The organism is Candidatus Dojkabacteria bacterium (assembly GCA_016927995.1).
In the GTDB taxonomy this organism is placed as follows: Bacteria; Patescibacteriota; Dojkabacteria; order JAFGLO01; family JAFGLO01; genus JAFGLO01.
Map to the genome: position 1 here is coordinate 111,154 of JAFGLO010000015.1, position 16,829 is coordinate 127,982.

Here is a 16,829-nt window from a genome sequence, read left to right on the forward strand (position 1 = left end):
TCAAGTAAGATGGCAAGACTTTTTGGTGTAGAACTAAATGACAACAAGAGAGTAGCATATGCATTGACCGGAATAGTCGGTGTCGGGTTAAATCAGGCAAGAAAGATTATTGTCGCTATAAATATTGACTCTAACCTTAAGCTTAAGGACCTTACAAACGACGAACTTGACAGAGTTCGAAGTTATATCGAAGAAAATCTAAAAGTCGAAGGTGAATTAAGACAAGAAGTTAATCAGAATATTAAAAAGTTAAAAGACGTTCGAGTTTATCGAGGAATAAGGCACAAACTTGGACTTCCAGTGAGAGGTCAGCGAACCCGTAGAAATTGTCACACCCGTAAAGGACATTCAATGCCGGTTGGTGGACTTAAGCGTGTACTTACGAAGACTTAATTGTTTTAAATATTAATGGCAGATAAAGCTGTAGACAAAAAGACCAAAGTTTCAAAGGTTGTTAAAAAGGATGTAAAACCCAAGAAAAACAAGGTTAAAAGAAAGGTTCTAAGGGGGCGTGCATATATAAAGGCCACTTTTAACAATACAATGATTACCATTACCGATGAAGAAGGTGCAACTTTGGCTTGGGGATCTCCGGCAATATTAGGGTACAGTGGAGCCAGAAAAGGTAGTTCTTTTGTTGCTACAAAAGCCGCAGAAGATGTTGCTACCCGTGTTCAACGATTTGGTCTTGTCGAAATAGATGTTTTTGTTTCGGGACCCGGTTCAGGAAGAAACGCGGCAATTAAAGGACTTGCTTCGGGTGGACTTAGGATAAATACTTTACGTGACGTAACCCCGATAAGGCATGGTGGATGTAAACCAAGAAAACGACCAAGGGGTAGTTAGTTTTAATTTGTTAACTGGATTCTTAAATGGGTAAATATACAGGGCCAAAATGTAGACTTTGCAGACGTGAAGGCGTTAAGCTTTTCTTAAGGGGCGAAAGATGTTTGTCTCCAAAGTGTGCATTTAACAGAAGACCAGTTGCTCCGGGAATGTATCCCAATACTACCGGTAAGATTTCAGACTATGGTGTACATCTTCGTGAAAAGCAAAAGGTAAAGCGGATGTATGGAATGGGTGAGGCACAATTTAAAAGGTTTTTTGGTATGGTTTCAAAGGAATCGAATCGAGGATTTGCCTTTCTTCAGCTTTTGGAAAGAAGACTGGACAATATTGTACTAAAATCAGGTTGGGCTGTTTCAATTTCGTCCGCCAGGCAGATTGTAAGTCACGGTAATATTTCCGTTAATGGTAAAAAGGTCGATATTCCATCATATCTTGTTAAAGTCGGTGATAAAATAACAATAAAGAAACTTTTGTGGGAACCGTCCGGCAAGGCTCCAAAATGGCTTGAAGTTTCTGGAACCGAATGTATTATTAAAGATTATCCGTCAAGAGAAATGATTGACTCCGGAATCAAAGAAAACCTTATTGTAGAGTTTTATTCTAGATAAATTTAACCTTTCATAGATGAGTCTTTTTGATGACGTAAAAGTTACAACAAAACAGGAATCGGCAGTAAAAGCTAAAATTGAAGTTACAAATCTTCCGTCCGGATACGGATACACCTTGGGATCTGCAGTTAGGAGAATCCTTCTAAGCAGTATGGAAGGTGTTGCCGTTGTCGGAGTAAGGATTACAGGCGTAACTCACGAATTTTCAACAATAAAGGGTGTAAAAGAAGGTGTGTTCGAGATTCTTTTAAATTTAAAGCGGGTAAAATTTAAGATTGATGGTGCCGACGAGGCTACCGGTGTAATTAAATTTCCCAAGAGTGGCGTTGTAACAGCAAAGGATATAACCGTTCCTTCAAACGTTACAATTGCAAACCCTGATCAAAAGATTGCTGAGATTAGTAAGCTTTCGGGTAGTGTTAAATTTGACTTAGATATAAAACGTGGAATTGGTTACAATCATGTAGAACTTGTTGATCGAAACGAGATCGGATATATTCCACTTGATGCTGACTTTTCTCCAATTAGACGAGTCGATATGGATGTTGAAAAAGTAAGGTTTGGTGAAAGAACCGATCTTGACAAAGTTTCCTTAGTCGTTGTAACGGATAACTCCGTTGAACCACTTGAGGCTGTAAAGCGTTCAATTGGAATCCTAGTTGAAGCCTTAAGCACATTTGGCGAAATATTAAAAAATGAAAAGGAAGACGTTGCCGAACCAACCGAAGTTCAGGAAGAATCAGGTTGGAATATTGAAAATATTGACATTCCGACAAAGGTTAGAAACGTATTGATTGCGGCAGGGGTTAAAACACTAGACCAATTAACAAAGCTTACGGTTGCAGATGTGATGGAGATACAGGGATTGGGAGCAAAGGCTGTAAAGGAAATAGAGAAAGCACTTAAGAAAATAGGATTAACATTAGCAAAATAATAAATGAAGGTTCTGGCAAAACAAAAAATAAACGCACGAGTAGGTGTTCGAGAAAGGCTTATAATCTCTCAGTTTGTATCTTTAGTAACTACAGGTAAAATTACAACTACCACTACTAAGGCTCGTGCATTAAAGTCATTTGCCGACAAAATAATCGGAATGATTGTATCTAAGAAGACGGCTCACGATCAGAATATTGTTAGGGCCAGATTAAAGCACAACAAAAGACTTGCCGAAATGTTCGAGAAACTTTCTAAACTTCCCCCTAGAATGGGAAGTTATGTAAGTATGATCGGTGCAGGTAATAGAAAAGGTGATAATGCTGCTGTATCGGAAGTATCACTTATTGATTACGACAAACTTACAAAATCTACAAAAGAAAACAAAATAGAGGACAAAAGTTCCAAGAAGGAAGAAAAAAATACTTCCGGTCGTGCTAAGAAATCTTAATTGGAGTTAGTTTAAATGAGAAGAATCAGACAAGACACAACCTGGGTAAAAGGAAAAGATACTCATAAGCGAAATTGGTATCTTGCCGATGCCAAAGGTCAAACCCTGGGTAGACTTGCCACTAAGATTGCAACTATATTGACAGGAAAGCATAAGCCGGACATGGTTCCAAATCTTGATCAAGGTGATGGCGTTGTAGTTATAAATGCAAAGTATGTTAGACTTTCAAGTGAAGGAAAGCTCGAAAACAAAATCTATCGAAGTCATACCCGTTATCCGACCGGACTTAAAGAAATTAGTCTTGGGGCGATGCTACGAAAAAGTCCCGAAGAGGTAATAAAAAGAGCCGTAAAGGGTATGCTCCCGGTAAACAAGCTGAGAGACAGATATATGACTAGGCTTTCTATTTTTGCAGAGGCAGAGCATGACAAACAGGCTCAAAAACCTGAACCAATAGATAATTTGTTTAAGTAGTTTAAGTGGTAGACAAAAAGTTAAAATACATCGAAGGTATAGGCAGGAGAAAAACATCAACAGCCAGAGCTAGAATATATGATGGTGAAGATATTTCAATTGTTAATGGTAAGGATATCAAAGAATATTTTTTTAACCAGTCAGATCTTGAATCCGCAATTGAACCGCTTACCGTTACAAATACTCAAAAGAAGTTTGGCTATTCGATTTCGGTTAATGGTGGTGGAATTTCCGGTCAGTCCGGTGCAGCGAGCTTGGCATTGGCAAGGGCCCTTGTCAAATTCGATGAAACGTTAAAGCCGGCACTCAAGGCTAAAGGTCTTATGACTCGAGATCCACGTATGGTTGAGCGTAAGAAATACTTTCTTAAAAAGGCAAGAAAATCTCCGCAATATTCAAAGCGTTAAGCTTTCACCTGTTCCGACCTATAGGACAATGCTTCCGTTATATGGCTTGCTTTTACTTTACGGGAATTTTTAAGGTCTGCAATTGTTCTACCAACCCTTGCAATCTTAACAAAGGCTCTAGGAGATAGAGCAAGTTTTTTATATGCAAGATTAAGAAGATCTTCGGCTTCATTAGTAAGTTCACAGTATTCCTTTATTTGCTTGTATGATAACTGTGAGTTGCTTGTAAGTTTTGTACCTGAAAACCTTGTTTTTTGAATTTCTTGTGCTGTAAAAATTGATGTTTTCAAAGCGCTAATTTCGGTATCCGTGCAAGTGGAATTAGCAAGATTCTCCGGTCTGGTAATGTATTTGTAAATGTCAATTCTGTCTAAAAGTACTTTTGATACTTTGTTAAAGTATCGATTTATTACAAAGGGTTGGCAGGTACATTCATGCTCGGGATCATTAAAGTACCCGCAGGGACAAGGATTCATGGCCGCGATAAACAAAAATCTGCAAGGATACAAAACACGGTATTCGGCTCTGGCAATAGTGATATTTCCTTCTTCTAATGGTTCTCTAAGTGCATTAAGCGTTTTAATTCCAAATTCGGGGAGTTCGTCAAGGAATAATACGCCATTGTGTGCTAAGCTTATCTCGCCTGGGCTGGGCTTGGTTCCACCACCAATAATTGAGGCATAGCTCGAGGTGTGATGTGGAGTCCGTATTGGACAGCTTCCTAAGGATATTAGATCTGTTGGTGTTTTGTGGGCAGAACTACTGTAAATAAGTGCTGTTTCGTATATTTTTTCGGGAGTAAGTTTTGGCATTAGCTGAGATATTGCCTTTGCGGTAAGAGTTTTCCCACAGCCTGGTGAACCCACGGTAATAATATGATGATCACCTGCAGCTGCAATTTGTGCAATGTGTGCTTCCGATCGGGGTAAGAGGATAGGGATTGGTTCGATCTTAGGTTGGATATTCAATTGTTTTGAGGCGTTCCAAACGGGTAAGATTTTTATTCCGTTAAGGTGCCGAAGGACTTCGTTAAACCGTTGTGCATAAAATATTGTTCCGCTAAATGTTTTGGAAAGGGGTATATCGTAAAGATTATCTTTGGGAATAATAATATTGCGTAACCCTTGAGTTTCCATTATGTCGATTGCTTGAAGAATACCGTTACTGTATTTTACTTCGCCGGACAGTGAAAGTTCACCAATAAACAGATATTCATCGCAAATTTTTTGAGGTAGGTGTTTGTATGCTCCCAGAATACTTATTGCAATTGGTAAGTCAAGACTGGCTCCTGTTTTGGGAATATATGACGGGGCAAGATTTATTGTAATCTTCTTGGGGATAAGTGAAAGTCCGGAATTCTTGATTGCCGGCCAAACACGTTCTTTTGCATCTTCTACTGCTTTATCGGGTAATCCGACGATTCGAATAGAAGGCAAGGAATTGCTGGTGCTTGCCTCTACAGTCACCATCTGACCGGTAACGCCATAGGTTGTCGATGAATAAACTCTAAATACCATAAATTACTATACCAGTTGTAATCCGTGTGATTAAAGTCTTGAATCTGTCAATTTGAAAGATTATCGTGGAATCTTTCAGTGGGTAGTACTTTCCGGCGGAGGAGTGATACAGTAAACGATGAAATTTGATATAATATAACATCCTTGGTTTATCGGATGACTGCTTCGATAGGTTTTTCTTATTGAAGAGGAAAGTCCAGACACCATGTGGTCCCGACTTTTCGGGATAGACACTCTGGAGACAGAGGTAGGTGAAAGCTTACGGAGAAAAGGGCAACAGAAAGTTATACCGCCCCGACTTGTCGGGGTAAGGGTGAAATGGTGGAGTAAGAGCCCACCGGTTCCAACAGTAATGTTGGGATGCGTGGTAACCCCTGTCTGGTGCAAGGGCAAAAACGCCCGCATAGATTGATAGTCATACATTCCCGACTTGTCGGGGAGGACAGAATTTGGCTTATAGGTAGGCCAAGGATGCTTATTCCAATACGGTTTTGTTAAACCGTAAATATCCATTGTAAAAGGCTTTTGGCTCGACAGGTTGTTTCCCTTCGAGTTGAAGTTTACCTGGAGTGTACAAGCCCCGTGTACACGCAATTTGAACAAAGGGGGCCGTTTTTGATAGTAATATTGTTCCCGGGGTGTAGTCATGACTTATAAAGATCATTTCCCCGGGGTAGATTTTTAATATTTTATTATCAAGTTTCGTCCACGCAATAGGGTTATCAAAATAGGCTTGGATAAACCATTTTAGCTTTTCTGCAGGTGTCTTCCAGTCGATGTGAGCTGTGTCAAAATTCACCAGGGTTCTGTCAGCGTATGAGGGTTTTCCCGTCTGTGCAAAAGGTGTTATAAATTCAAGGTTATTTAACAGATTCGGCAACTTTTCGTGAGCAAGTTTTGCAAGTTTATATTCAAGAGAGTAGGCTGTTTCGGATGGCACAATTGAGGCTTCAAATTGTTGGAAGATTTCTCCCTCATCCATTCCCTTTACGGTTCGGTGAAACGTAACACCGGTTTTTGTATCTCCCACCAGGATTGCTCCCACAATTGGATTTGCACCTCTATATTTTGGAAGTAAAGAAGGGTGAATGTTTATAAAGATTGAATCAGGGTTTCCAAAAAACTTTTCCGGAATATATTTTCCATACGAGGCAACAATGTTTATACCCTTGTAGCCTGTAGGTTTATCTGTAACCGGTATTTCTTTGGTTTTACAAAGCTCAATTAATTGAACATAAGTTGTTTTAATATTGGTAGTTATGAGAGTAGTTATATTAAGATCGCTGTTTTCAAGGAGTCCTTTTAGTATTGTATGTGTTATTCTTGATGTTCCCCAAAGGGTAATGTTCATGGCTTCCTTTTAGAAGTTATCCATAATATTTATTATATCAAAATTGTTGTATAATTACTGTGCAATTAAGCAGGTTCTTAATTATGAATGACATTTTAACTCCGCTTGCCTATAGATACCGACCTATTGATCTATCAGACTTTGTGGGTCAAAAGCATCTTGTAGGGAAAGATGGACCAATAAGATCTTTTATTAAAAGTAAAAAACTTCCGTCTATGGTGTTTTGGGGGCCTCCCGGTACGGGCAAAACTACGCTTGCAATAATTCTTTCAAAAGAGCTGGGATATGATTTTCATTCTATGTCAGCTGTTAGCAGCGGTAAATCTATGCTTCTTGATATTGTAAAAAGTGCAAAGGAATCAAAACTCTTTTCTAAAAAGGTTGTTTTGTTTCTGGACGAAATTCATCGCTGGAATAAAGCCCAACAGGACGTACTCTTGCCTTACGTAGAAAGTGGATTAATAACGCTTATTGGTGCAACTACCGAGAATCCGTCTTTTTCACTAAATGCCGCACTTTTATCACGTGTAAAAATTTTTACGTTTGAGCGACATACTGCACCCGAAATTGCCGGTTACCTTGGGAAAGTTATAAAAGATCTGCAGAAAGAAAAAAACTTCCGGATCAAAAAGAATGTGATTGATTTAATTGCCGAAATTTCTAATGGGGATTTGCGTTCTGCATTAAATATTCTGGAGATAACCATTAATTTGTTACCGCCCAAAAATAAAGATATAACGGTGGCACTTGTTAAAAATGCTGTTCAGAAGCAAATTTATTATGACAAAACCGGCGACGAGCATTACAACATAATTTCAGCTATCCACAAAAGCCTACGAAGCTCGAATGCAGATGCTGCCTGTTATTGGATTGGCAGAATGCTTATTGCAGGTGAAGACCCTAGATACGTTGCAAGAAGGCTGGTGCGCTTTGCCAGTGAGGATATTGGGAATGCCAAGCCGGCTGCACTTTCTTTGGCACTAACTGTTTATGAGTCCATCGAAAAGGTTGGAATGCCTGAATGTAACGTATTTTTAATGCAACTTGCCATTTACCTTGCAAACTGTCCCAAAGACAATACGGCATATAAGGTTTGGGGCATGGTGGCTGCCGATGTAGAGAAATTTGGCAATTTACCTGTACCTCTGCATTTGCGCAATGCACCGACTAAGCTTATGGAGGGTTTGGGTTATGGCAAAGGATATGAGTACGATCACGACTTGCCCGGCAAAAAATCAGATCAGCAATGTATGCCCGATAAATTAAAAAATCGGAAGTATCTTGATGTTTAGATTTTTTACGTCCAAAATAAATAGTTCAGGATTTCTTATAGAAGAGAAATTTGACATAAAACACATAACAACGGTTTTAAGGTTAACCCCGGGTGATCATATAGAAATTGTAAACGATACTCAGGTATATGAGGGAGTAATAGACAGCCTTTCTAAATCTGCGGTGAGAGGCTCAATTATTAAACCGCTTGAGGCGGTGTCTGATAAAATCGAGTTCAGACTTTTTCTTGCAACTATTCGGCCAAGGCTATTTGAATTGGTAATCGAAAAGGCAACCGAACTTGGTGTTTCCGAAATAATTCCCGTTGTTATGAAAAACTCACAGTTTAGTGTAGATGTTTATAGCTCAAAACATGAGCGGTTTAAAAAAATTATAGTTGCTGCAAGTAAGCAGTCCAAGCAGGTGAGGGTTCCGCTTATAAGTTATCCTATTGCAATTTTAAATTTAGCCGACAATATATTAAAAGGAGATTTAAATGTCATGTTTGATTTGGGCTCTAAGTCAGTTTCGATTGATTCGATAAAATCCAAGCTTCTAAAACATAAACGAACAAACTGTTTTGTAGGACCTGAAGGTGGTTTTTCCAAAGAGGACAAAGATAATCTAAACGATTTAGATAACCTTTTTACTATAAAACTCTCTGATCATATACTTCGTGCCGAGACTGCAGCTATCGTCGGATTAGGTATTATGAAAGCCTTAGCTGTTGACAGTTAGCCAAAAGTCTGGTTTAATTGTCGTATATAATATAACTTTTATAAATAATGAACTATATCCTGGGTGTTGATCTCTCAAGTTTCTTAAATCTTAACACTATTCCGTTATGGGCAATTATTGTTTATGGCGTAATGGTAGTTTTTCTGGGAATGATAGGATATGTCATTAAATCATTCATAATTTACAAAATAGCCCAAAAGCTCAATGCTCCAAACGACTGGCAGTCTTGGGTTCCTGTGCTTCGAAGTATGTACAGATTCGAATTAGGTGACCAAAACAAGTGGTTATATCTTCTTTCTTACATTCCTTGTATCGGAGTAGTAGCGTTTGTTTTTGGTATAATTGCATGTATAAAGATTCTTTCAAAGCTCGGAAAACCTACTTGGCACATCGTTTTATTCTTTGTCCCGGTTGTAAACCTGATTTATATGATTACGTTGGCTCTGTAAAAGTGATTAGTAATTGGTAATCCGTGAGTGATTAACAACAAGCACCCAACTCATGCAATAACTTCGGTGTTTCTTAATGTATTGGTATTATTTTAAGGCACAGCTCGCCGTAGATTTAGAACGTCGGCTGGATTTTATACTTGATCCTCTCCTAAGAACAATCGGACTACTTGTTTATTTCTATTTGTGGAGGGGTAGTGTTTCGGATGTTGGCTCTCTTTTTGTATATTTCTTAATTTATTATCTTGTAGTCAATCCATTGCATTCGGGTAAGGTTGCTGTGTTTATGTCCAAAGGCATAAATACGGGAGAGTTAAACAATTTTCTTTGCAAGCCAATTGATTTTAGAATTGCCTCCACGGTTAGGTTCTTTTCTACCCTTATTAAAAGACTTGTTTTACCTACATGTTTGATAGCTGTGGCAATTATATTTCTTCCCGGGATTTTCGCACCTGTTTCTTTTACAGCATTTATACTATTTATCTTGGCACTTATTCTGGGTGAAATATCGTGGATTTTGTTTATGTGGATATTTGGGGCTTTATCGTTTTGGGTTACCGAAATAGACTTTACTATAGTTGTTTGGGATTTAATCATGAACATCTTTGCGGGGGTATATATTCCATATTTTCTTTTTCCCGAGAGTTTAAAGACTATTCTTGCATATACGCCAATTCCTTATTGGGGTGCATTTCCTATAACAATTTTCCAGGGTGAGGTAGTTGGCAACAAAGTATTTTGGGGCTTTGTTATTCTTCTCGGATGGACTGTTGTTTTGTATCTTACTGGGAAAGTACTCTATCGGTTGGGTCTCAAGAAGTATGAAGGAGTTGGAATTTAAGTTTTCTTAAGGTGCAATGTTTCGATATTTTAAAATCTACTTACAGTACTTTAAGAGTTCGATTATGCTTTTAATGGCACATAAGTTTAATCTTGGGATGGGTCTTTTAGCAAATATTCTTTGGACTTCCGGTCAATTAGTTTCATTATGGTTTCTGTTTAAGAATATTAGCGGTCTTGGCACTTGGAACGCACATGATCTTGTGCTCCTACTGGCATTTAGCCAAATATCTTTTTACTTGTCATATTCTATTTACTACAATAATTTTGAAAAGTTTAACGATAAAATAAATGAAGGTAATCTGGATAAATATTTGTTAAAGCCGATAAGCCTGATTTTCCAGATTTCTTTTGAGGAGGTCGCTGTTGCACAAATAATTGCAACCGTAATTAACGTTTTACCGCTTTTTGTATTTGGGTTAATAGGTAAAAGCCTAACTTGGGGTGCAGTAGTCATATGTGGGATAGTTACAATCCTTGGGATTTTGCTTGTTTATTTGTTTTTCCTAAATATTGTTGGGTTAACTTTGATTATTGGTCGGACGGGTGGAGTTTTATCGGTTCTGCGTAACAGTAGTGATCTTGGTCGTATTCCAATAGATCAGATGAACAAATATCTTGGCGGGTTTTTGTCATATGTGCTTCCAATTGCGTTTGCAACCAGTTATCCGGTAATGGTTCTAACGGGGAGGATTAGTGCATTGTCCGTTATCGGTATGGAGGGGGCGTTGCTACTTATTTTGTTAATTCTTAATCTAATAACATGGCGTATTGGAATAAGAAAGTATTCCGGTTCGATATAATTTCAAGTACCCAAAAAATGGAAGTAATCTCGGTAAAAAACTTAAGCAGGAGTTTTAATCAATACAAGAAGGCTACCGGGCTGTTGGGTTCAATTAAGTCACTTTTAAAGCGTAATTATTTTAAGGTTTCGGCCGTATCCGATATCTCGTTTTCGATTGATGCCGGTGAGATAGTAGGATTTATAGGACCAAATGGAGCAGGGAAAACCACAACCCTTAAAATGCTTTCGGGTATTTTGTATCCAACAAGTGGACAAGTGCAGGTACTTGGACATACTCCGACAGACAGAAAAAGAGAATTTCAGGAAAAGATTGCTCTTGTAATGGGGCAAAAGTCTCAGCTTATTTGGGACCTTCCTGCTAAGGATAGCTTTATGTTAAATAAACACGTTTATAATATTCCTGAAAACACGTTTAAAAATTCGGTTTTAGAGCTTTCTTCAATTCTAGAAATTGAGGATATATTGGAGATACCGGTTAAAAAACTTTCGTTGGGTCAGCGAATGAAATGTGAATTATTGGCATCGATTTTACATGGACCGCAAATTTTGTTTTTAGATGAACCTACAATTGGACTGGATGTTGTTGTTCAAAAAAAGGTTCGTGAATTTATAAAGGAATACAATGAAACTTATAAAACAACCGTTATTTTGACAAGTCATTATATGGACGACGTAAAGGAGCTTTGCAAACGGATTATTGTAATTTCAAAAGGCAGCATTGTTTTTGATGGTGAGATTTCAACCCTTGTAAAGAAATACGCGACACATAAATATTTGAAACTTGTTTTTACTAAGTCGGTTAATAGGGAAGATATTCAAGTATTTGGAAAAATTACTGATTCTAGTGATGACGGTTTTTCGTATACATTGTCTGTTCCGGAAGAAGGTCATGTCCAAATTGCAAGTCAAATACTTCAAAAGCTACCTGTCGACGATATTGATATTTCCGAGGTTGAACTGGAAGATATAATTAGAAAGATATTTGCAAACTCAGACTCAAGTATCTGTTAAAGGTTGTACCGAGTTACTTACTAATGATCTCTTTCCCTATATATTTTTGCAAGGACTTTGGAATTTTAACAGAACCGTCGGGTTGTTGGTAGTTATCAATTATTGCAATAATCATTCTGCCCATTGCTACGCCGGTATCGTTTACAGTATGTGCAAATTTCTTTTGACCATCAACATCTGTAAACTTAATGTTTAACCTTCGTGCCTGATAATCGGTTGTGTTTGTACTTGTGCCAACCTCCATAAATTCTTGCTGTGAAGGAAGCCATGCTTCGGGATCCCACTGGGCATGTGAAGCGTAGTAGCCCATGTCGCCAAAGCATTTGCGTACAATTCTAAATGGTATTTCGAGTGTTTGCAAAAGCCATTTGTTTATTCCAAGCAGGTAATTTTCGGCAAGTTCGTTAGATTCATCGGGATGGCAAATTAAGTCCATTTCAAGTTTGTCGAACTGATGAACACGTTTTATGCCGCGAGTATCCTTGCCCCATGATCCTGCCTCACTTCTAAAGCAGGTTGTATATGCCATAAGTTTAATTGGCAGGTCTTTTATATCCAGAGTTTTATCCATATACAAGGCAAAGTTTGAAGGTTCTGACGAGCCTACAAGATACAATTGATTGTTGTCTTCTACGTTGGATCCGTCAATTTTATAGACTTGTTCCTTGTCGGCAGGAAAGTGGCTAGTACCGTAAAGTGCACGTTCTCTGACTAAAAGTGGGGGTACAACGGGGATAAATCCTTCGGTTATAAGTTTATCCTTAAGAAGTTCGAATAATGCGTACTGTAAGAGAGCGCCTTCATTTTTGATATAGGTAAAGCGGCTGCCCGATACGATTGCGCTTTGTTCGTTGTCGATAATGTCAAGTGCTTTTCCAATATCGATATGATGAGCTCCTTTAAAGTTTTTGTTAGCATGCGATGGAAACTCTGGCATGAATTTTGTTGCGCTTCCCGGCTTATTTATTTTGCTAGCCGGAATTTCACCGTCTGTAGGAGTCCAGGCATAAACGTCGACATTGTCGGCTTCGCCTTTACCGTTAGGGGTATCCGGTCTTGCAATATTGGGAATAAGATCATAGGTTTCTTGCCAGCGGGCTGTAAGCTCTTTTAGAGCGGTTTCTAGTTCGGCAGTTTTGGTTTTTATTTCCTTAACTTTTTCTATTTCCTCTGCTGTAGGCTTTTTGCCCTTTGCGCTTATATCGTTGCGTTCTTTTTTAAAAATGTCAATTTTTGTAATAAGTGCCCTTCGAGATGAATCCATTTCCAAAAATGTCTTAACGATTGAATTGCCTGAAAGCCCTCGTTTGTTCATGGTTTCTGCTACGAGTTCAGGGTTTTCCTGAAGTATCCGAAGGTCTAACATGTTGTTAGGTTTATTATGTTATATGGTCAATTATACAGCTACTTGATATAATCAGCAATTGCATGTTGATAAAATCCTTATAATATATTAAAATCAACGGCTTATTTCTAATTTGTAGTTTGTAAAATGAAAGGTGATAAATTTGCGGTTATTGAGCACGACAGAACACAATATATTGTGGTGCCGGGCAGTCTTGTCGACGTTGAAAAGTTAAATATTGAGGAAGGCACAGAATATTCGGTCGATTCTGTTTTACTCATAAAAGATGGTGATAATGTCCTAATAGGCAAGCCTACAGTAAAGGGTGCAAAAGTGGTTTTTGAGGTCAAGCTTCACGGCCGGGATAATAAAGTAGTTATCTACAGGTATAAAGCTAAGTCAAGATATAGAAGGACTCGTGGGCACAGGCAGGAATTTACAAGGCTCTTCGTAAAAAGTATTGAAGTTGATGGGAAGGTAGTTGCCAAGGCTGAAGGTGTAAAATCCGTTAAATCAACTAAAACCGTAGTTGTGCAGTCCAAAGCTAAAAATACGCATAAAAAGGCTGCTAAGGCTTCTTCAGGGAACGTTACAAAAGCAGTCACGAAAACTAAATCCAAAAGCCAACTTGCCAAGAAGGTCACTAAGAAAGTTGCGACAAAAAAAACAGTAAAGAAACCTGCCGTTAAGAAGCCGGTTAAGAAATCCGTGGGAAAAAAGCCGGTTAAAAAAGCGACCGTAAAAAAATCTTCAACAGCAAAAAAGACTTCTTCGCAAAAATAAATACTCTTACGTCCGTAGGAATGGTATAATTGCCCATAATTAGATTTTTTCATTTATAACGTGGATAAACGATTTTTTGTTCCTGGGCATAGATTGGGATTATCTATTGCTGAAGTAGTTAACCATTTGTCCGTACATAAGGCAGAATTTGATCTTACTACTATTAACGATGATTTTTTCATTATTGAATCCGATTTTAAAAAGTGTAATATTGAACGGCTTGGGGGAATTGTAAAGTCAGGCAAGATTCTTGAAGTTTTCGATATAAAGGATTTTTCACAAGATATTCTTATTTCAACTTTGATCAAAAGTATAGTTAAAAACAAGAAAGATAAGCTTTCGGTTATCTTAAATTTTAGAGGGAATGTAAGAAACCTACGAATTAGCAAGAAAAATGTTTTAATGGGGCTTAAGCAGACTTTACGAGCGGAAGGTATTGCACTTAGGTTTCCGGGAGACATGAACTCACTCGTAAGTTCGGCCGTTGTTTTTGACAAGAAAATAAAAGGCAAAGGACTAGAGTTTGAGGTACTTGCCGACTCTACTTATGTTTACATTGGATCTACGGATTGGGTTCAAGATTACGAAGAGTTTAGAGAACGTGATTACGATAAGCCATTTTTTGATAAAGAGGCGGGAATGCTTCCGCCTAAGCTTGCTCGAATAATGGTAAATCTTGCCGACACAGGCAAAACAAAGGTAGTTTGGGATCCATTTTGCGGTAGTGGGGCTGTACTTATGGAGGCACTTGATCTTGGATATCACCTTATCGGTACGGACATAAGTGATAGGGCCATAAAAAACACAAAGGGTAACATTGATTGGCTAATGAATCGGCTTGATGAGTCGGGTCATTATGCCGGGGATAAGTCTGGTCAGTTTGTGTTTTTAAAGCAGAATGTAATTGTGGGTATACATAAAGTGTACAAGGAGCTGGGAATCGAGATCAATTCAAATATCGCTTTCGTAACGGAGCCTTATTTAGGTCCGCCGGTACTAAGAGTTTTGGAAACGGAAAAAGCCGCAAAGATTATTAAAAATGTACACAATATTTATATAGACTTTTTAAACAAAGTTGAATACATTGATAGGCAGTTGGGAAAGCCGATAGATTCGATAGTCATGGTGGTTCCCGAATATAAAACCAGACTGGGCTGGATTCCGCTCCATCTGAGTAAGGAGCTTAAGATGCTTGGACGAATAGGTTTTTCTTCCCCTAGGTGGTTTAGTTATCTTTCAAAAAAGATTCCTAACTTTGATATGTATTGGTTTAGAGAAGAAAGTCTAATAAGAAGAAAAATATTAGTTCTGCACAAGGAAAGATGAGCTTTAAGCTATTTAAGCTTCCATCCTACAATGTGATTATAGGAAAAGAGCGGGAGATAATTGATTATTTAGTAAACGATAACGAATTTAAAGCAATAAGCTACCTTAACGTAAATACATTTATTGAGCTTAAGGAAACTTTTACAAGGGTCGAACTCTCAATGTTTAAATTTCTTGTTGATGGTAAATATGTAGATTTTGTACTAAATCTTTTCTTTGGAGCGGAGAATACGCAGGTTATGAGTTTTACATATATTTATAAAAGTTTTTTTGCGGAATGCGAGAAAGCTGCAAAATCCATTTATCTTGTGGGCGGAACCGATGAAGTTATAAAAAAGACGGTAGACTATTTAAAAGATACTTTTCCAAATCTTATAATTGCCGGATATGCACCCGCCTGGGTTGAAAATTTAAGGGAAGGGGCATCCGGAATGCCCGATCTTACACCTGTTGTGAACGATATAAGTACCAAGAAACCTGACTTTGTGGTTTTGTCTATGGGTGGTAAACAACACAATCAGGAAAAATTTGTGCTTAAAAATATAGGGATGTTTAGAGCAAATACCAATGCCGTTTTTTGTGTTGGTGGACTGTTTAATAGGCTGGCCGGCAAAGATTTAACTATCCCACGATGGGTTAATAGCCTGGGGCTTGAATGGTTAATTCGATTTTTGGTAAAGCCCGGCAAGATCATTAGAAGGATTTACGAGGGGTTAGGGTTTTTCAAAGTATTTTCAGAGGAATTAAACGAATTTAAAAATGAACAGGCTGGAAATAAGTAACTTTAATCCCGATTTAACACTTTTGGGTGGCCAGGGGCTTACCTGGGAGTACGACAAAACAGCCAAGGTTTATTATGGTGTCACAAGCCAGAATGTAATTGAACTTAAAAAGTACGGCAAAGACTTTCTCTGGCAGACATATCCCAATCTTGACGATTATGAGTTTATTCGTAAATATTTTCGGCTGGACCTTCCTTATCGAGAAATAATTGATCAGATAGCTGTAGACTCGCTTACAAAGTCGGCAGTTTCATCACTTTCAGGCTTAAGGCTTATATCACAACCGTTTGCCGATACGGTAATTATGTTTATTTCAAGTACCAATCGCAACATCCCATTGATCAAACAAAGTATACGTTTGTTGTATACCGATATTGGACAACGGGTAGAAACGCCAACGGGTAATCGATATTTGTTTCCTGATCCGGCAGGCATTGCCGATTTGGAGCTTGATAGGCTTTTTTCTTATAAATTAGGTTACAGGGCACCTTTTATTAAAGAAGCAGCGCAAAGACTTTTGGATGTAAATTATCAGATTGGTAAATCAAAAGTTAGTAAAATAAAAAATAAAAGCTTCGAGGCCGAGACGCGGTCTAAGCTATTAAGGCTTCCCGGGGTAGGTCCTAAAGTTGCCGACTGTATAATGTCTTTTTCGTTAGGATTTGATGATATTATTCCACAGGATGTATGGATGCGAAGAATCTTTGGTGAACGATACGACATATCACCTACGGCAAAATATCAAGAAGTTGTTGATTGGTACAGAAATTATTGGGGTAAATATGCCGCTTGGGCAGGGCAATTTCTTTTTGAATTTTTAAGGAAACCGCATTGACTGGACTCCTTAATATTGATACCATAATGATCTGATTACTTTATAAAGAGCAA

At 38.2% G+C, this 16,829-nt stretch carries 19 protein-coding genes, 1 other RNA gene and 1 pseudogene; 18 read left to right on the plus strand and 3 right to left on the minus strand.

What is annotated here, in order from left to right; genetic code table 11:
• The first annotated feature begins 9 nt into the window (after positions 1–9).
• Genes rpsM through rpsI form a run of 7 tightly spaced genes read left to right on the plus strand, consistent with a single transcriptional unit; the run spans position 10 to position 3,722 of the window.
• Complete coding sequence (gene rpsM / locus JW962_04000) at positions 10–393, plus strand: 30S ribosomal protein S13 (GenBank protein ID MBN1374466.1); 384 nt, start codon at positions 10–12, stop codon at positions 391–393.
• 15 nt (positions 394–408) lie between these two features.
• The gene (gene rpsK / locus JW962_04005) at positions 409–846 is read left to right on the plus strand and encodes a 30S ribosomal protein S11 (protein MBN1374467.1); all 438 of its coding nucleotides are present in this window, start codon (positions 409–411) and stop codon (positions 844–846) included.
• 26 nt (positions 847–872) lie between these two features.
• Positions 873–1,457 (plus strand): 30S ribosomal protein S4, encoded by a 585-nt coding sequence (gene rpsD, locus JW962_04010; GenBank protein MBN1374468.1) that lies wholly within the window; start codon positions 873–875, stop codon positions 1,455–1,457.
• Between the two features lie 16 nt (positions 1,458–1,473).
• Positions 1,474–2,391 (plus strand): DNA-directed RNA polymerase subunit alpha, encoded by a 918-nt coding sequence (gene rpoA, locus JW962_04015; GenBank protein ID MBN1374469.1) that lies wholly within the window; start codon positions 1,474–1,476, stop codon positions 2,389–2,391.
• Between the two features lie 3 nt (positions 2,392–2,394).
• Entirely contained in the window at positions 2,395–2,841 is a 447-nt protein-coding gene (locus JW962_04020; GenBank protein ID MBN1374470.1) for a hypothetical protein, read from the plus strand.
• A 15-nt stretch (positions 2,842–2,856) separates the two neighbouring features.
• On the plus strand, positions 2,857–3,315 hold the full coding sequence (rplM, locus tag JW962_04025) for a 50S ribosomal protein L13 (GenBank protein ID MBN1374471.1): 459 nt from the start codon (positions 2,857–2,859) through the stop codon (positions 3,313–3,315).
• Positions 3,316–3,320: 5 nt separating this feature from the next.
• A complete protein-coding gene (gene rpsI / locus JW962_04030) occupies positions 3,321–3,722 on the plus strand; it encodes a 30S ribosomal protein S9 (protein MBN1374472.1) in 402 nt (133 codons plus the stop codon).
• Here the strand turns inward: rpsI and JW962_04035 are convergent.
• On the minus strand, positions 3,719–5,239 hold the full coding sequence (locus JW962_04035; protein MBN1374473.1) for a YifB family Mg chelatase-like AAA ATPase: 1,521 nt from the start codon (positions 5,237–5,239) through the stop codon (positions 3,719–3,721). The two genes, rpsI and JW962_04035, sit on opposite strands and share 4 nt — an antisense overlap.
• A 144-nt stretch (positions 5,240–5,383) precedes the next feature.
• Here JW962_04035 and rnpB point away from each other — a divergent pair.
• Positions 5,384–5,712: RNase P RNA component class A (gene rnpB / locus JW962_04040), an RNA gene on the plus strand.
• A 2-nt stretch (positions 5,713–5,714) separates the two neighbouring features.
• Here rnpB and JW962_04045 read toward each other — a convergent pair.
• Positions 5,715–6,590, minus strand: a complete 876-nt coding sequence (locus JW962_04045; protein MBN1374474.1) for a hypothetical protein — start codon at positions 6,588–6,590, stop codon at positions 5,715–5,717.
• 83 nt (positions 6,591–6,673) lie between these two features.
• Between JW962_04045 and JW962_04050 the strand changes: the two genes are divergently transcribed.
• The 6 genes from JW962_04050 to JW962_04075 all read left to right on the plus strand — a co-directional run bounded on the left by JW962_04050 (position 6,674) and on the right by JW962_04075 (position 11,705).
• Positions 6,674–7,882 carry a replication-associated recombination protein A gene (locus JW962_04050; protein ID MBN1374475.1) on the plus strand — a complete coding sequence of 403 codons (1,209 nt, stop codon included), beginning with the start codon at positions 6,674–6,676 and terminating at the stop codon, positions 7,880–7,882.
• Positions 7,875–8,600 (plus strand): 16S rRNA (uracil(1498)-N(3))-methyltransferase, encoded by a 726-nt coding sequence (locus tag JW962_04055; GenBank protein ID MBN1374476.1) that lies wholly within the window; start codon positions 7,875–7,877, stop codon positions 8,598–8,600. Before JW962_04050 ends, JW962_04055 begins: the two co-directional genes overlap by 8 nt.
• A gap of 47 nt (positions 8,601–8,647) precedes the next feature.
• Entirely contained in the window at positions 8,648–9,049 is a 402-nt protein-coding gene (locus tag JW962_04060; protein MBN1374477.1) for a hypothetical protein, read from the plus strand.
• Between the two features lie 76 nt (positions 9,050–9,125).
• A complete protein-coding gene (locus JW962_04065; protein MBN1374478.1) occupies positions 9,126–9,890 on the plus strand; it encodes an ABC-2 family transporter protein in 765 nt (254 codons plus the stop codon).
• 73 nt (positions 9,891–9,963) lie between these two features.
• Positions 9,964–10,692, plus strand: a complete 729-nt coding sequence (locus tag JW962_04070) for an ABC-2 family transporter protein (GenBank protein ID MBN1374479.1) — start codon at positions 9,964–9,966, stop codon at positions 10,690–10,692.
• A gap of 17 nt (positions 10,693–10,709) precedes the next feature.
• Entirely contained in the window at positions 10,710–11,705 is a 996-nt protein-coding gene (locus JW962_04075; protein ID MBN1374480.1) for an ATP-binding cassette domain-containing protein, read from the plus strand.
• Between the two features lie 13 nt (positions 11,706–11,718).
• Here JW962_04075 and serS read toward each other — a convergent pair whose 3' ends face one another.
• Positions 11,719–13,071 carry a serine--tRNA ligase gene (serS, locus tag JW962_04080; protein ID MBN1374481.1) on the minus strand — a complete coding sequence of 451 codons (1,353 nt, stop codon included), beginning with the start codon at positions 13,069–13,071 and terminating at the stop codon, positions 11,719–11,721.
• A 126-nt stretch (positions 13,072–13,197) separates the two neighbouring features.
• Between serS and rplU the strand changes: the two are divergent.
• The 4 genes and pseudogenes from rplU (at position 13,198) to JW962_04100 (ending at position 16,776) form a co-directional block, all read left to right on the plus strand.
• Positions 13,198–13,512 (plus strand): annotated as a pseudogene (gene rplU, locus JW962_04085) (50S ribosomal protein L21).
• Positions 13,513–13,893: 381 nt separating this feature from the next.
• The gene (locus JW962_04090; protein ID MBN1374482.1) at positions 13,894–15,159 is read left to right on the plus strand and encodes a DNA adenine methylase; all 1,266 of its coding nucleotides are present in this window, start codon (positions 13,894–13,896) and stop codon (positions 15,157–15,159) included.
• Entirely contained in the window at positions 15,156–15,941 is a 786-nt protein-coding gene (locus JW962_04095; protein ID MBN1374483.1) for a WecB/TagA/CpsF family glycosyltransferase, read from the plus strand. Before JW962_04090 ends, JW962_04095 begins: the two co-directional genes overlap by 4 nt.
• Entirely contained in the window at positions 15,919–16,776 is an 858-nt protein-coding gene (locus tag JW962_04100) for a hypothetical protein (GenBank protein MBN1374484.1), read from the plus strand. Before JW962_04095 ends, JW962_04100 begins: the two co-directional genes overlap by 23 nt.
• The last annotated feature ends 53 nt before the right edge of the window (positions 16,777–16,829 follow it).

Bases quoted from the DNA above. Each gene is read 5' to 3' on its own strand.
- JW962_04065 (MBN1374478.1), top strand. From the start codon at position 9,126: ATGTATTGGTATTATTTTAAGGCACAGCTCGCCGTAGATTTAGAACGT.
- JW962_04050 (MBN1374475.1), top strand. From the start codon at position 6,674: ATGAATGACATTTTAACTCCGCTTGCCTATAGATACCGACCTATTGAT.
- JW962_04035 (MBN1374473.1), bottom strand. From the start codon at position 5,239: ATGGTATTTAGAGTTTATTCATCGACAACCTATGGCGTTACCGGTCAG.
- JW962_04075 (MBN1374480.1), top strand. From the start codon at position 10,710: ATGGAAGTAATCTCGGTAAAAAACTTAAGCAGGAGTTTTAATCAATAC.
- rpoA (MBN1374469.1), top strand. From the start codon at position 1,474: ATGAGTCTTTTTGATGACGTAAAAGTTACAACAAAACAGGAATCGGCA.
- serS (MBN1374481.1), bottom strand. From the start codon at position 13,071: ATGTTAGACCTTCGGATACTTCAGGAAAACCCTGAACTCGTAGCAGAA.
- JW962_04060 (MBN1374477.1), top strand. From the start codon at position 8,648: ATGAACTATATCCTGGGTGTTGATCTCTCAAGTTTCTTAAATCTTAAC.
- rpsM (MBN1374466.1), top strand. From the start codon at position 10: ATGGCAAGACTTTTTGGTGTAGAACTAAATGACAACAAGAGAGTAGCA.
- JW962_04020 (MBN1374470.1), top strand. From the start codon at position 2,395: ATGAAGGTTCTGGCAAAACAAAAAATAAACGCACGAGTAGGTGTTCGA.
- rplM (MBN1374471.1), top strand. From the start codon at position 2,857: ATGAGAAGAATCAGACAAGACACAACCTGGGTAAAAGGAAAAGATACT.
- JW962_04070 (MBN1374479.1), top strand. From the start codon at position 9,964: ATGGCACATAAGTTTAATCTTGGGATGGGTCTTTTAGCAAATATTCTT.
- rpsK (MBN1374467.1), top strand. From the start codon at position 409: ATGGCAGATAAAGCTGTAGACAAAAAGACCAAAGTTTCAAAGGTTGTT.
- JW962_04045 (MBN1374474.1), bottom strand. From the start codon at position 6,590: ATGAACATTACCCTTTGGGGAACATCAAGAATAACACATACAATACTA.
- JW962_04100 (MBN1374484.1), top strand. From the start codon at position 15,919: ATGAACAGGCTGGAAATAAGTAACTTTAATCCCGATTTAACACTTTTG.
- JW962_04095 (MBN1374483.1), top strand. From the start codon at position 15,156: ATGAGCTTTAAGCTATTTAAGCTTCCATCCTACAATGTGATTATAGGA.
- JW962_04055 (MBN1374476.1), top strand. From the start codon at position 7,875: ATGTTTAGATTTTTTACGTCCAAAATAAATAGTTCAGGATTTCTTATA.
- rpsD (MBN1374468.1), top strand. From the start codon at position 873: ATGGGTAAATATACAGGGCCAAAATGTAGACTTTGCAGACGTGAAGGC.